11 protein-coding genes and 3 pseudogenes are annotated in these 13,696 nt (G+C 68.3%); 7 read left to right on the top strand and 7 right to left on the bottom strand.

The annotated features are described in order from the left end of the window. Positions 1–52 precede the first annotated feature (52 nt). Both OG584_RS04595 and OG584_RS04590 read left to right on the top strand, forming a co-directional pair. The gene (locus OG584_RS04595) at positions 53–1,450 is read left to right on the top strand and encodes a DUF4331 domain-containing protein (protein WP_405775220.1); all 1,398 of its coding nucleotides are present in this window, start codon (positions 53–55) and stop codon (positions 1,448–1,450) included. Between the two features lie 101 nt (positions 1,451–1,551). Continuing rightward, complete coding sequence (locus tag OG584_RS04590) at positions 1,552–1,878, top strand: hypothetical protein (protein ID WP_405775218.1); 327 nt, start codon at positions 1,552–1,554, stop codon at positions 1,876–1,878. Positions 1,879–2,375: 497 nt separating this feature from the next. Here the strand turns inward: OG584_RS04590 and OG584_RS04585 are convergent. Beyond that, positions 2,376–3,443: pseudogene (locus OG584_RS04585) on the bottom strand (IS1380 family transposase); the annotation flags it as partial. A gap of 43 nt (positions 3,444–3,486) precedes the next feature. On the opposite strand from OG584_RS04585, the gene OG584_RS04580 reads away from it, so the two are divergent. Continuing rightward, positions 3,487–4,254, top strand: a complete 768-nt coding sequence (locus tag OG584_RS04580) for a transposase (RefSeq protein WP_405773694.1) — start codon at positions 3,487–3,489, stop codon at positions 4,252–4,254. A 65-nt stretch (positions 4,255–4,319) separates the two neighbouring features. On the opposite strand, the pseudogene OG584_RS04575 reads toward OG584_RS04580, so the two are convergent. From OG584_RS04575 to OG584_RS04565, 3 genes and pseudogenes are all read right to left on the bottom strand, one after another. Continuing rightward, positions 4,320–4,634 (bottom strand): annotated as a pseudogene (locus OG584_RS04575) (transposase); the annotation flags it as partial. A 728-nt stretch (positions 4,635–5,362) separates the two neighbouring features. Next, positions 5,363–5,956: a carboxymuconolactone decarboxylase family protein gene (locus OG584_RS04570; protein WP_405775217.1), complete on the bottom strand. Its 594-nt coding sequence runs from the start codon at positions 5,954–5,956 to the stop codon at positions 5,363–5,365. Positions 5,957–6,159: 203 nt separating this feature from the next. Next, on the bottom strand, positions 6,160–6,699 hold the full coding sequence (locus tag OG584_RS04565; protein WP_405775215.1) for a cupin domain-containing protein: 540 nt from the start codon (positions 6,697–6,699) through the stop codon (positions 6,160–6,162). Positions 6,700–6,922: 223 nt separating this feature from the next. On the opposite strand from OG584_RS04565, the gene OG584_RS04560 reads away from it, so the two are divergent. Then, positions 6,923–7,495, top strand: a complete 573-nt coding sequence (locus tag OG584_RS04560) for a TetR/AcrR family transcriptional regulator (protein WP_405775213.1) — start codon at positions 6,923–6,925, stop codon at positions 7,493–7,495. A 245-nt stretch (positions 7,496–7,740) separates the two neighbouring features. Here OG584_RS04560 and OG584_RS04555 read toward each other — a convergent pair. Further along, a pseudogene (locus OG584_RS04555) lies at positions 7,741–8,503 on the bottom strand (transposase); the annotation flags it as partial. Between the two features lie 317 nt (positions 8,504–8,820). Here OG584_RS04555 and OG584_RS04550 point away from each other — a divergent pair. Together OG584_RS04550 and OG584_RS04545 are read left to right on the top strand one after the other, a co-directional pair. After that, positions 8,821–9,096 carry a hypothetical protein gene (locus OG584_RS04550; RefSeq protein WP_405775211.1) on the top strand — a complete coding sequence of 92 codons (276 nt, stop codon included), beginning with the start codon at positions 8,821–8,823 and terminating at the stop codon, positions 9,094–9,096. 115 nt (positions 9,097–9,211) lie between these two features. Beyond that, complete coding sequence (locus OG584_RS04545; RefSeq protein WP_405775209.1) at positions 9,212–9,847, top strand: FMN-dependent NADH-azoreductase; 636 nt, start codon at positions 9,212–9,214, stop codon at positions 9,845–9,847. Positions 9,848–9,916: 69 nt separating this feature from the next. Here the strand turns inward: OG584_RS04545 and OG584_RS04540 are convergent, their stop codons facing one another. Further along, positions 9,917–10,513 carry a TetR/AcrR family transcriptional regulator gene (locus OG584_RS04540; RefSeq protein ID WP_405775207.1) on the bottom strand — a complete coding sequence of 199 codons (597 nt, stop codon included), beginning with the start codon at positions 10,511–10,513 and terminating at the stop codon, positions 9,917–9,919. Positions 10,514–11,304: 791 nt separating this feature from the next. Here OG584_RS04540 and OG584_RS04535 point away from each other — a divergent pair. Further along, on the top strand, positions 11,305–13,272 hold the full coding sequence (locus OG584_RS04535; RefSeq protein ID WP_405775205.1) for a DUF5107 domain-containing protein: 1,968 nt from the start codon (positions 11,305–11,307) through the stop codon (positions 13,270–13,272). Between the two features lie 21 nt (positions 13,273–13,293). On the opposite strand, the gene OG584_RS04530 is transcribed toward OG584_RS04535, so the two are convergent. Next, on the bottom strand, positions 13,294–13,656 hold the full coding sequence (locus OG584_RS04530) for a VOC family protein (RefSeq protein ID WP_405775203.1): 363 nt from the start codon (positions 13,654–13,656) through the stop codon (positions 13,294–13,296). Positions 13,657–13,696: the final 40 nt, after the last annotated feature.

Raw genomic sequence — 13,696 nt, 5'->3', positions numbered from 1 at the left:
GCGTCCACCGCACGCGGCGACCCAAGCCGCACCCAACTCTGTGAGGCATTCGATGTCTTCCCACCGCGAAGCACCCGAGATCTCCAAGGACCCCGTCGCTGACAGCACGGACGTGTACGCGTTCGTCAGCCCCGATCAGCCCGACAGCGTCACTCTGATCGCCAACTACATTCCGCTCCAGAACCCTGCGGGCGGACCGAACTTCTACGAGTTCGGCGACGACGTCCTGTACGAGATCCACATCGACAACGATGGCGACGGCTGCCCCGATGTGACCTACCAGTTCCGGTTCACCACCCGCCTGCGCGACCCCGACAGCTTCCTCTACAACACCGGGCCGATCCTGAGCCTCGACTCACCCAACTGGAACCGCCACCAGAGCTACACGCTCACCCGCGTCGAACGAGGCGGACGCACCACAGTCCTGGGCCGCGACCTCAAGTGCCCTCCGTGCAACATCGGCCCGCTCTCCACCCCGCACTACGCCGGCCTCGCCGCGAGGGCCGTCCACAACGCCGGCCGCAGCCGCAAGGTCTTCGCCGGGCAGCGCGCCGAAGGCTTCTACGTGGATCTCGGTTCGATCTTCGACCTCGGCAACCTGAGGCCGTTCCAGAACCTGCACAACCAGTTCGGCATGAGCGTCTTCACCCAGCCTGCGGACGGCGTCAACACCACCAAGGAACTCAACGTTCACACGCTGGCCCTGCAGGTTCCCATCACCGAACTGACCCGCCGGGGCTGGCGGGGCCGGGACGTCAAGGACCCCAGGGCCACGATCGGTGTGTGGACCACGGCAAGCCGGCGCCAGGCCCGCGTACTGTCGCCCGGGAAGGGCGGCGACCGTGAAACGGGTCCGTTCGTCCAGGTCTCCCGCCTCGGCAACCCGCTCTTCAACGAAGTCCTCGTCCCGCTCGGTAAGAAGGACCTCTGGAACACGCTGCCGCCCTCGGAGGACAAACTCTTCGCGACGTACGTCGCCCACCCCGAGCTGGCCAAGCTCCTGCCCACGCTTTACCCCGGCGTCTTTCCGAATCTGGCGGCCCTCAACACCTCGGGCACAGCGCGCGCAGACCTCCTCGCGATCCTGCTGACCGGCATCCCCGACGGAGTCGTACCAGGCTTCCAGAACCACACCGGAGACACACAGGCCGACATGCTCCGCCTCAATGTCGCGGTGCCGCCCAGCACCAAGCCCGACATCCTGGGCCTCATCGCAGGTGACGCAGCCGGATTCCCCAACGGCCGGCGTGTGTTCGACGACGTCGTCACTGTCGAACTGCGCGCACTGGCCGGAGTCACCGTCCCGCTCGTCGACAAGACCTACACCCCTGACCCCGCAGCAGGACAGGTCACCGACGGGCTGACACCCGACGACGTGAAGAACCCCTACCTCGACAAGTTCCCCTACCTCGGCGTCCCCTACGACGGATACCACCACCCGTCCGCCTGACCCCAGCCCGCATCCGCCCCTCAGGCGAACAGCTGGTGCCGCCTCCACTCCTGCCTCGGCGTGCGGCGCCAGCTGTCCCCACGACCCACACGGAATCAGCCATGACAGACGTGCACACCCACGCGCCCCTGCCCGCACCGTCCACCGAGGGCAGCGTCGTCCTCGACATCGGAGCCGACACCGGCGCCGTAATCATCCACACCCGCGCCGAACACGACGGCCTGGAGATCGAAGTCAGCCCATCAGATGAGCCGGAGCGCCGCACCCACGCTGCCGTCCGGCCCCGTCACCTCGCAGACCGCACCATCCACTGCCTGGTCATCTCCTCGCTGACCGCGGGCGAATACACCGTGTGGTCCGACGCAACCACTCCTCACGGCACCCTCACCGTGAGCGGAGGAAGCGTCACTGAATACCACTGGTCGTGACCAGACCGATTCCTGCGGACAGCTGAACCATGGTGGCGGCGATCACGAATGCCTTGCGTGAAACGGCCTTCACTGCGGCGCGCAGGTTTGGTGCGAGCGCGGCCAGCAGCTCGACCGCCTCGGCCGCGTTCGAAGTTCTCTATAAGAGGGGGGTCGTCTGTACTTACTGACGGTGAATGGATTTGGAGGTGGGATCTGATCCATTATGTGCGGCGGTACGACCTTGGGCTGCAGGATGACTTCGTCAGTTCCGTACGAGATAACTCATATCGAGTTACAGAAGTGCCCTCAGGCATGTTGGTTGCGCTGTCGGGTGAGGTTAACCTCGATCGTTCATGAGTCTTCGTCGGTTTGCTGACGGGGACTCTGTGTTTGGGGGTGCGATTTTTTCGGGGTTGGGGCAGGGCGAGGGGCCGGCTCTCGCGTCGGATGGGCGCCCGGGTTCCACTTCGCCGGTGTGTTGTGGTGCGGGTCGTCGGGACGGTCGATGTGGCTGATCAGCCGGGGTTCGGCAGGGCGTTGAGCCTGACGAACGCGTGGCTGATGGCGGTGGTCCAGGGCCATCGGTCGGGCAGGCGGAGCCAGCGGCGGCGGCCTGTGGTGACGAGCTGCGCGGGGGCGGAGAACAGCCGAAGCCTGAGCGTCTTGGGCTCCCAGCGGCGGGCTTCGCCGGTCAGGGCGAGCATCGGCATCCAGGCGAGGAGGTCGAGTGCGAGGGAGATGATCTCCAGCCAGATCCGGTTTTGTGCCGTGTCGTGCAGGGGCAGATTGCACAGGCCGGTGGCACGGGCGCCGCGGATGCGGTCCTCGCAGCGGGCCCGCCTGCGGTGACGCAGTTCGAGGTCGGCGAGCTGGCCGCCTTTGGTGTTGGTCGCGAAGCAGGTGAGCCGCAGTCCGTCGAAGTCGGTGAAGCGCAACTGGGCACCGGGGTGGGGGCGTTCCTTTCTGACGATCAGCCGCATGCCCGTGGGCCAGGTGCTCAGGTCGGGCATGTCGGTGATCTCTGCGACCCAGGCTCCGGGCCGTTCGGTGCCGCCCGCGTCGTAGGCAGGTGTCCACGCCTTCTTCGGGATCTTCAGGACGGCTTGGTGGATGGCGTCGGTGATGGTCATTCCGACGGAATACGAAAGCCACCGGCCGCGCCGGGAGAGCCAGTCGAGAAAGGCGTGGGTGCCGCCGCCGGAGTCGGTGCGGATCAGCGTCTGCCGTCCCCGCCGCAAGCGTTGGGGCAGCTGAGCCAGGGCGAGTTGGGCGGTTTCGATGTGATCGGCGGCGGTATTGGAACCCGCGTTGCCGGGCCGCAGCAGGGCCGCCACCGGCTCTCCGGACCCGGCTGGGCCGTGGTCGACGAAAGCGACGAGCGGGTGATGGCCGAAGGTCTTCTTCCAGGTCGCGGTGGCGTCCTGTTTCTCGGAGTGGGCGAGGACCAGTACGCCGTCGATGTCCACGATCACCTGGCCGTTGGCGGCCGGACTGCTTTCCCCGGCCAACTTCCAGACTCGCTGGCGCACTTCGGAACGTGCGCCGCGGATCGCTGCAAGAGCTTTCGGGCCGGACGCGGCTAAGACCTGTCCCGTAACTGCTGGTCACAGGTGAGATGATCTTGCTGTGTCTGGTGTGATCACGGCGTCGGAGCCGTCCTGGATAGCCCCGTTCACCGGGCTGAGCCCGCGTATCTTCGGCAAGCTGGTGACCGCGCTGCGCCGCGAAGGTGCAGATCCGGTCCGCAAGGGCCGCCCGTGGTCTCTTCCGCTGGAGGACCGGGTGCTGCTGGTAGCGGCTTACTGGCGCACGAACTTGACGTTGCGCCAGATCGCCCCTCTCTTCGGTATCTCGAAGTCCGCGGCCGACCGCATCATCGACCACCTCGGCCCGTCCCTCGCGCTGCAGCCCCGCAAGCGGTTCCGCAAGGACACCGTGCTCATCGTGGACGGCACCCTGGTGCCCACCCGCGACCACACCATCGCCGAGCAGTCCAAGAACTACCGGTACTCCACGAACCACCAGGTCGTTATCGACGCCGACACTCGGCTCGTTGTGGTGGTCGGCCGGCCTCTGCCCGGCAACCGCAACGACTGCAAGGCGTGGGAGGAGTCCGGCGCGAAGGCCGCCGTCGGCAAGACGATGACAATCGCCGACGGCGGCTATCCGGGCACCGGGCTGGTGATGCCACACCGGCGCCGCAACGGCGAGGAACTGCCCGACTGGAAACACGCCCACAACAAGTCCCACAAACAGGTCCGCGCCCGCGTAGAGCACGTCTTCGCCCGCATGAAGACCTGGAAAATCCTCCGCGACTGCCGCCTCAAGGGCGACGGCGTCCACCACGCCATGCTCGGCATCGCCCGCCTGCACAACCTCAACCTCGCCGGATAGACGAGCGGTCGGGCTGGTCACCGCCCACGTCCACACCAGGCAGAGATCATTTACGGGACAGGTCTTAGTGCGCCGATGAGGCGGGAGACGGTCGGATCGGAGGCCACCGGGCCGAACACCGCCGGCTCGGCCCGCAGCATGCCGACGTCGGCCAGACAGTCGCCGCCGAGTGCGACAGTCAGGGCCACATCCAGCAGGGTCTTGCCCGGATCGTGCGAGGCCCGCGGCTTTCGCCACGGCGCCAGCGCCGCGGATATCGCGGTGTCAAGGGCAGACTTGCGGACCGTCTCGACCAACAGCGCGGCCCCGGACTGGGCAACAACTCGACGGCCGCCGCCCTCGACACGGACACGCGGGTAGGAGCCGCTGCTCTTCTTCACCTGGAGAGTGCTTCTTTCCTTGCAGCTGACAGGACCCTCGACAAGTCCTATCGTTGCAGGTCAGCAGTACTCTCCATTTATTTGATCACGGCTCGGACAGACCCACTCGCGAAAGCGCGCTATTACGGCAGCCGCCATTCGTGATCATGGCTGGAGTTCGAGGGTGGGGCGGGCTGCGTAGTGGGATCTTCTGGCGCGGAGTCGGTGCTGGCGTCGCCATCCTGACCAGTACAAGCGGTGGATCAAGGTGCGGCCGGGTTCGATGAGGAATGCGTTGATGAGGAGGCGGGTCTCGTTGAAGGTCAGCTCGATCATGGTCGTCTCGGTGGGGCGTTGCTTCGGTCGCGGCTGTCTGCAAGCTGCCAACTCGTCCTGACATCAAGATCGGCCAGCAGGCCGGTCACTAACCCGGCCGCCGCACGCCGCGTCTCCACCGGATGAAACGGCCGCGAACGCATCGGGTGCCCGGTCCAGAACACGCCGCCAACCGGCAACGTTTACGCTGTGACCAGCGGCCACCGCAAGATCAGGGAGCTCACGGGCGCCGCTGGCGCGACTGGGCCCTGATCGACACCAGCGACCAGAAGGCACCCTCGGCCGAGGACGACAGGCCACCCGAGCAGCCCGCTCCCGCTGGGCCGGCCAGGCGGTACTGGCTGCTGATCCGGCGCAACCGCAGCACCGGCCGACCGACTTTTTCAGCCTCCTGCGAGGTCGGAGAGGACCGGCTACTCAGGTGCGGGGACGGCGAAGAGATTGAGAATGCTACTGACAGTGAGGTAGACGCCCATCAGCACCGCGATGTCAAAAAGGCCCTCCTCGCCGAAGGTGGACAGGGCCTCGTCGTAGAGCGCCTGCTCGATGTGATGCTCAATAGTCAGTTGACGCGCGAGAGCGAAGACAAGCTCTGCCTCGCGACCGAGCTGTTCGGGGGAGCGACCCGCGGCCAATGCGTCCGCATCGCCGGTGGAAATCCCCGCGGCCTGGGCCAGGATCCGGTGGGCGTAGACCTCGTAGTCCGAGCCCCAGGCTGACCCGACCGCGAGAATCACGACCTCACGCAACTGCGGGGACAGAGACGTGTGCTGAGATTCGGCCTTGGCCAACTCCTGAAACTTTTCGGCGACCTCAGGACGGCGTAGGAACGCGTTGTACGGCCCGATCAGACGTTGGTCGGCGGTGACAAATTGAAAGCCCGCTTTCAATGACCACGGGTGCTGCTCAGCCATCGCGGCGTCGTAGAAGCGCTGTTGCGCTGGGCTCAGTGCTGCGGTGTCGACGAGCGGGAGACGCCCGCTCAAATCATGGTTTCTGGCTGCCATTGGCGTTCTCCGTTCGCTGCTGCTGTTTGAGGTTGGCCGGACTTTCACAGAAAGTTTGAGGCGGCGGTCCTTACGGCCTTATCCGCCTCTGGTGCTGGACTCCAACGGTCGTGCGTTCTCCTCTGCCACCGCCAACTCGGACGGTGGCAGAAAAGAGCAGCGAGTCCCGAGGCCGGCCGGCCATGCCCCTGGGGTGCGCGGGACTAACGGGTTGTTGTGCGGTCCGCGCCGACCGAGACAGCGACGAGCGTGCAGGGCTCGGTGCCGTAATTGCGCCACTCGTGCCGGGTGCCGTTCTGGACGACCACGTCGCCTGCCCGCAACACGGCTCGCTCGCCGTCGTCGAGTTCGAGCGTGGCCTCGCCTTGCACGACCATCAGGTAGTCCATCGTGTCGGTGGTGTGCATCCCTGAGCCGTCGGGCTCCATTGAGGCCATCACGCCTGGCATCTGCCGCTCCAGCTCGGCGGTAGCTGCAGCTGCGTCCACGTCCGGCGGTGGGGTGACCCCCTCCGGAGGATGCGTAATGATCACGAAGCGCGATCCCTCCCGCGGTGGGAAGTACGTCTCGACGCCGCTGGGCGACCCGCCGTCCGGGAACGTGGGCGGCTCGTCTCGCCCCCACAGCCGGTAAGCGGCGAAGCCGGGCGTCAGCGCGGAGGTGATCGGCTCCACGTTCTGGTCGTCGACCACGCGCGACCTGCCCTCGCTGTCGTGTCCGGTGACGACCCGGCGAACCGTCATGCTCCCACCCCGCGGAAGACCACAGCGCCCTCCTCGACCATCCCCGGCGTCGTCGCCAGCCCGATGCCGGTCGATACGCGGGCGACGACGGCCGTCCGGCCGGTCAGACGTCCCATGATTTTTCTCCTCGAATCCGTCCTGACAAGGCCCTAGTGATGAGTCTTGGTCTCAACACCGTATACGTTGACGAGACCCAGTCGCAACGCGCCGCTATGATGGGGTCATGGCCCGCTGGCAACCGGACGCGCACGCACGGCTAGAAGAAGCCGCCCTCAAGTTGTTCGCCGAGCGCGGGTACAAGGCGGTGTCGGCCGCCGAGATCGCCGGCCGCGCCGGACTGACCAAGGCGACGTTCTTTCGCCACTTCCCCGACAAGCCCGAGGTGCTGTTCTGGGGCCAAGACCTGCTCGGCAACACCTTCCGGCAGACCATCGCGGATGGCGCGCCAGGTGCCTCGCCGCTCGAGCTCGTGCGTGCCGCGGTCCTCGCCGTCGACCCCGTTTTCGACGCCGACCGGCACCGCCATGCCGCGACCCGTCAACGCCTGATCGCTTCCTCGGCGACCTTGCACGAGCGCGCCGTGCTCAAGCGCGCCGCGCTTGCCCACACGATGACCGAAGCGCTGCAGGATCGGGAAGTCGCCGCCGGGACGGCCGAACTGGCCGGACTGGCCGGCACCGCGGCGTTCGGCGCGGCATACGCGCGCTGGGCCGAAAGCCCGGCCTATCGGGGGTTCGCCGGCCTCGCCCGCCGCGAACTCGACCGGATCGTCAACGCCGCAGTCAGCCTAAGCTAGCTAGCCTCGATTGTTCATGAGGGGCCGTCAGCTTGTTGACGGCCCTTCGTGATGAGTACCGGTGGGGTTTTTCGGAGTCTGGGCAGGTTGAGCGCCCGACTGTCGCGTCGGGCGGGCGCCGGGTTCCACGGCTCCGGTCGGGTAGTGCTACTCGTGGGGATGGGGACGCTGCTGATCAGCCGGGGTTCGGGAGGGCGTGGAGCCGGTCCAGGGCATCGGTGATCACATCGGTCCATGGCCAGCGCGGCCTTCAGGACGACCTGGTGGATGGCGTCGGTGTTGGTCATGCCGACCGAGTACGACAGCCACCTTCCGCGCTTGGCGAGCCAGACGACGAACTCATGGGTGCCACCGCCGGAGTCGGCGCGGATCACGCGGCCGTGTTGGAGCCCGCGTTGCCGGGCGCAGCAGGCCCACCACCCACCACCGGCTCACCGGACCCGCCGCGACCGTGTCAACGAACCCCATCAGCGGGTGCTGCCCGAACGTCTTCTTCCAGGTCGCGGTGGCGTCCTGCTTCTCGGAGTGCGCCAGGACGAGGACGCCATCGACGTCCACGATCACCTGCCCGCCCGCGTCCGGTGCTGTGTCACCGGCCAACCACCATACCCGTTCACGTACTTCTGCGCAGGCGGTGCGCAGCGCGGCCAGGACCTGATGTCCGCCCGAGGCCAGCTCGCTGACCAGCCGGGAGACCGTGGGGTCGGAGGCAACCTGCCCGAACAAGGCCGGCTCGGCCCGCAGCATGCCGACATCGGCCAGGCAGTCCCCGCCCAGCGCCACCGTGAGCGCGACATCCAGCAGGATCTTGCCCGGGCCGTGGACCGCCCACGGTCTGCGCCACGGCAGGAGTGCCGCCGATATAGCCGCCAGGAGCACGGCCCCGGCCTGCGAGACGACTCCGCGACCGGCGCCCTCGACGCGGACACGCGGGTAGGACCCGATACGTTTCTTCGCCTGGGAAGTGCTTCCGGCGGTGGCGGGAACAAGGACCTCAGCAATCCTCATTGTCGCTGGTCAGAGGTACTTTCTGCTTTCCTGACCGCTCACCAGACGGCCCACCTCGTGAAAGCACGAGGTTAATGAGCTGCTGGGGTTTCACTCCGACCCGGGAGCGAAGCCCAATCGTCCCTGAAGTGATACGGAATTCTGTGTCTGGGCAGGTGAAGCCGGGGTGTCCTTGCAGGGCGCACGGCATACGGTCAGGGCTCAGCCGTGTAGGGGCGCCTACGGCTTGTGTTCGGTCCAGCGGCAGCTCGGCATGAGCTATGCACCGTGCGGGGCTTCACCGACGCGGTCTCTCCGGAAGGGCTCTTCACCGGCCGGTGGCAGAACCGGACCTCAAGGCCCTGTGCCTGGAGGCACTCGTACGCAAGCTCTGCGCCCTGCCGGGCGCGACCGTGCTTCGTCGGGCCCGGTCCGCGGGCAGGTTCACCCACTTCGGCAACGGACGCTCCGGGCGCGCCCCGGTCGACCTCGACGCAGTCGAGGCCCCCTCGCCCAGGGCCTGCTCACTCTGTATCTCCTGCGCATGTGGCTCCGCGCGGCGGCGCGAAGGAGTGGCCCGGCTTGAGCCTGAGGGGCGTATCGACGGAACTTGAGAGTGCACTCAACTTGCGGCTGAAGTTGATGGTAGGTTCAAGTTATCTACCGCGACCCTCCCACCGCCTGCGGCGGGAGGGTGCGCACGCCCTCTGCCGTTTTCGGAGTTGCACCATGACGACACTGCTGCACATCGACTCGTCCGCGTTCGCGAGCCAGGCGTCCACCTCTCGGGCCGTCACCGAGGCCTTCCGTCGTGCGTGGCTGGAAGAGCACCCGGGTGGCGAGGTGATCTACCGGGACCTGGCCGCTGAGCCGGTCCCGCACATCACTGCGGACGCCCACACCGCCGGGTCGCTCGACCCGGCGGAGCACACCGAGGGGCAGGCTCGAGCCTTCGCCGAGCGCCTGGCCCTGATAGCGGAGCTGGAAGCGGCCGACGCGGTAGTCATCGGCGCGCCGATGTACAACTTCTCGGTGCCCTCCAGCCTCAAGGCGTGGCTGGACCAGGTGATCCTGATCGGCCGCACCGCCGGCTCGCCGGAGTCGAAGGTGAGGGGCACGCCGGTGACGGTGGTGACCAGCCGCGGCGGCTCCTACGCCCCCGGCACACCCCGGGCGCCGCACGAGCACGTGCTGAACTACCTGGAGTCCGTGCTGTCGGTGATCTTCGAGATGGAGGCGACCTTCATCGTCGCGGACCTGACGCTGGCCGCGGACATCCCGGCCATGGAGCACCTGGTCCCACTCGGCGAACAGTCGCGGGCGGACGCGTTCGAGGCCGCCGCGAACGCGGCCCGCGCTGCGTAGTCGCGCGCGACGGCGGTGTCGGTCCCGCCGCCTCGGCGGGGCCGACACCGCCGTCGTTCCAGGCCGTGCTCAGTCAGGCAGCGGGCGACTGCCGGTGCGTGCGCGCAGGCCCTCGAAGAGCAGGGCGAGGACGCGGCGGCGGCCGGCGTCGTCCCCGGCCCGCACGAGGTCACCGTTGACCTGGAAGAAGCGGGCGATGTCGTCCGCCTGGGCGTCCTCGCGCAGGGCCCCTTCGGCGCGGGCGCCGGCAGCCAGCTCGGTGGCGAAGGCCAGGGACCGGTCGCAGACCGCCTTGAGGGCTGGGGCGTTGGGGTAGCGGCGGGAGAACGCGTCGTTGAACGCCGGGTCCTCGGCCTGCGCCTGACAGATGGCCCCTACGTAGGCCAGCAGCCTCTCCCACGCGGTGCCCGCTGTGCCGTCCGCGATGACCATCGCGGCGCGCACCTGCCGGTCGGCGAGTTCGTTGACGACCTGGTCCAGTAGCGCGTCACGGCTGCCGAAGCGGTTGTAGATCGTGCCGACGCTCACTCCCGCCAGCTTCGCGATCGTCTCCAGCGGTGTGTCGAGCCCGTGCTCGGAGAAGGCGTCCGCCGCGGCCTGGCGCAGCTTCTCGACGTTGCGGCGGGCGTCGGCGCGCAGCGGCGGCCGCTGGGGTGCCTCGGGCACGGTGCTCACCTCTCCCTGAATTCCTGAATTGGGGAATCCATCATGTTGCAGCACGTTGGGGACAGTGAAGTTGAGACTACCTTCATCTTGCGTACCGCCGCCCCACTACCGTGTCCGAACCGCCCCACCAGGAAGAACGCCCCGTGGCCCTTGGCTCGTCGCCGGACCCTCCGAATGTTCCCAACCCCGGTTTGGGGGTCATCTCAACTGGCTTGATCACTAGGCTGACGGTCGTGCCGGTGGTGGTGGAGCGTCTGGTGCCGGATGGGTTGTGGGAGTTGTTCCAGCGGGTGGTTCCGGCTGCTCCAGCGCGACCCCAGGGGGGCGGCGTAGGTATGGGACCGGCAGGCTGTCCTGGGGACAGGCATGGCCCTCATGGGCCGACCGAGGCAGATCGTCGAGTGCGGAGACTTCGTCCCGCGATGCCGGTGGGGCAGAGCGACTTAGCTCCGGCATTCAAGCTGATCGAGGAGTCTCACTTGACCACTTGCGCCCCTGGGAGTCGTGGGTCGCCCGCCACGGTGCGAAGAGGACCGGGACTTGCTCGCCACTTCCGAGTCGAAGCGGACGAGCGGTGACGTGTACAAGTAGGCCATCGCCGAAGACGGCGCTCTCATTGGCTTGTGCCAGGCCTACCGCGGGGCCCCGGTGTCGCCCTCGTGCCGCAGCTTGTCGGATTCCTTCCGGATAAGTCGGCCGCGGGAACCCCTGGTCAGACCAGCCTCGCCGGTGTTCCATGGTCATCAGGGGGCGCCGGGCGGACGGCTGCCCCACGAGCGAGTGAGGTTGCCTTGGCCACGACCGTGCGACGTGCGGTGATGACCGTGCCCGCTGCCCCGTTGGGGCCGGAGAACCCGCTCCCGGCGCTGCGTCCGCTCGACGAGATGCACACCGTGGAGGCCGAGGACCGGGACGGACTCCCGTACGACATGGCCCACCAGGTCGGGTACGCGCCGCTGAGCAGCGTGCTGCCGGTCCGTGTACTCGACGGCTACGGCAGGGAACGCACGCCCACCGGTCTCGACACGATCGTGATCGAGAACGACCGGCTGCGGGCCACGGTGCTTCCCGGGCTCGGCGGCCGGATCCACTCCCTGTTCCACAAGCCGACCGGCCGCGAACTGCTCTACCGCAACCCCGTGCTCCAGCCCGCCGACTTCGCGCTCAACGGCGCCTGGTTCTCCGGCGGCATCGAGTGGAACATCGGCGCGACCGGACACACCACCCTCAGCTGCGCCCCGCTGCACGCGGCGCTCGTGACCGCACCCGACGGCGGTGAGATGCTGCGGCTCTGGGAGTGGGAGCGGCTGCGCGATCTGCCCTTCCAGGTGGACCTGTGGCTGCCGGACGACTCCGACTTCCTCTATGTCGGCGTGCGGATCCGCAACCCGCACGAGCAGCCAGTGCCCACCTACTGGTGGTCCAACATCGCCGTGCCCGAGGACACGGCGACCCGTGTCATCGCCCCCGCCGACGAGGCCTGGCACTTCGGCTACGAGCGCAGTCTGCGCCGGGTCCCGGTCCCCGGCTGGAACGGCGCCGACCGCACGTACCCCCTTCGCAGCGAGTACCCGGCCGACTACTTCTACGAGGTGCCGCGCGAGGCGAGGAAGTGGATCGCCGCGGTGGGCGCGGACGGCCAGGGGCTCGTCCAGACATCGACCGACCAGCTGTCCGGCCGCAAGCTCTTCCTGTGGGGTTCGGGCACCGGTGGCCGGCGCTGGCAGCAGTGGCTGACCGAGCCGGGCACCCCGGGCTACGCCGAGATCCAGGCCGGCCTCGCCCGCACCCAGCTGGAGCACGTACGGCTCGAAGCGGGCGCCGAGTTCAGCTGGCTGGAGGCGTACGGGCCGCTCACGGCCGACGCGTCGGCCGTCCACGGCGACGACTGGGCGGCGGCCCGCGGAGAGGCGGCGGCCCGGCTCGAAGCCGCGCTGCCCAGGGACCGGGTGGCGGCCGCTCACGAGGCGTGGCGTGGCTTCGCCGACCGGGAGCCGCACGAGATGCTCGCCACCGGCTCCGGCTGGGGCGCGCTCGAAGTCCTGCGCGGCGGGTACAAGTTGCCCGGCACGCCGTTCGACGAGTCGGCGCTCGGCGACGACCAGCAGCCCTGGCTCGAACTCTACCGGTCGGGTGCTTTCCCCGCGCCGCGCAAGGTCACTCCGCCCGGACCGTCGCTGGTCTCACGGCACTGGCGGGACATGCTGGAGACCGCCCTCGCCGAGCCGCTGACCGAGTACCACCTGGGTATCGCCCAGTGGCACGAGGGCGACCGGGCCCAGGCGGTGCGCAGTTGGGAGCGCGGCCTCGAACTGGCCCCGTCCCGCTGGCCGTTGCTGCGCTGCCTCGCTGTCGCCGACCGGTGTGACGGCCACAGCGGGAGGGCGGCCGACCGCTGCGCCGAGGCCTTCGACGACCTCTGCGACGAGCGGCGCGAGGGGCCCGGCTGGACGGCGGTGACGGCCGCTCTGGGACGCGAGACCATCGAGGCACTGCTCGCGGTGGGGCGTACCGCGGACGCCCGGAGCGTCTGGGACCGGCTGGACCCCGGGACCCGGGACCGCGGCCGGTTCCGTCTGGTCGAGGCCCAGCTCCTGCTCGCCGAGGGGGAGACCGGCGCGGCGCGTGCGATATTCGACGCGGGCTTCGAAGTGGCAGACCTCCGGGAGGGCGCCGAAGTCCTCAACGAGGTCTGGTCGGCGCTCACCGACGAGCCGCTGCCCGAGGCGTACGAGTACCGGATGCGGCCGCAGAGCTGAGAGGCCCCGGGCCCGTAACGCTCAGGCCGCGGGCCCGGCCCCGTTTCTGTCGACGTACTCGAACACCGACCCGTCGGGGTGGACCGCGATCAGATTGCGGCCCACCGGGGTCGGTACCGGCCCAGCGATGACCTGCGCGCCGACCTCGGTGAGTGTGGCGAGGGCCTCGTCGACATCACGTACCGCGATGGTCGCCTTCACCTTGCGAAGAATTTCCAGCTCCGACTCCGGGCCGCTCATCAGGAGGAAGAAGCCGACCGCGGCGACGGACACTCCGCCGCGCTCGAAGCGCAGCGCCTTGGCACCGGTGAGGCGTTCGTAGAAGAACACCGAAGCCTCTAGGTCGTCGACGCAGATACGCAACGTGGTTCCCAGGATCTCCATGCGGAGAAGCCTAGTTGACGCCGGAGTGGGCCTCGGGGCC

The organism is Streptomyces sp. NBC_00859 (assembly GCF_045161865.1).
Lineage (GTDB): Bacteria > Actinomycetota > Actinomycetes > Streptomycetales > Streptomycetaceae > Streptomyces.
Note: the sequence above shows the minus strand (reverse complement) of the source record. Positions and strands in the feature narration are given on the sequence as shown.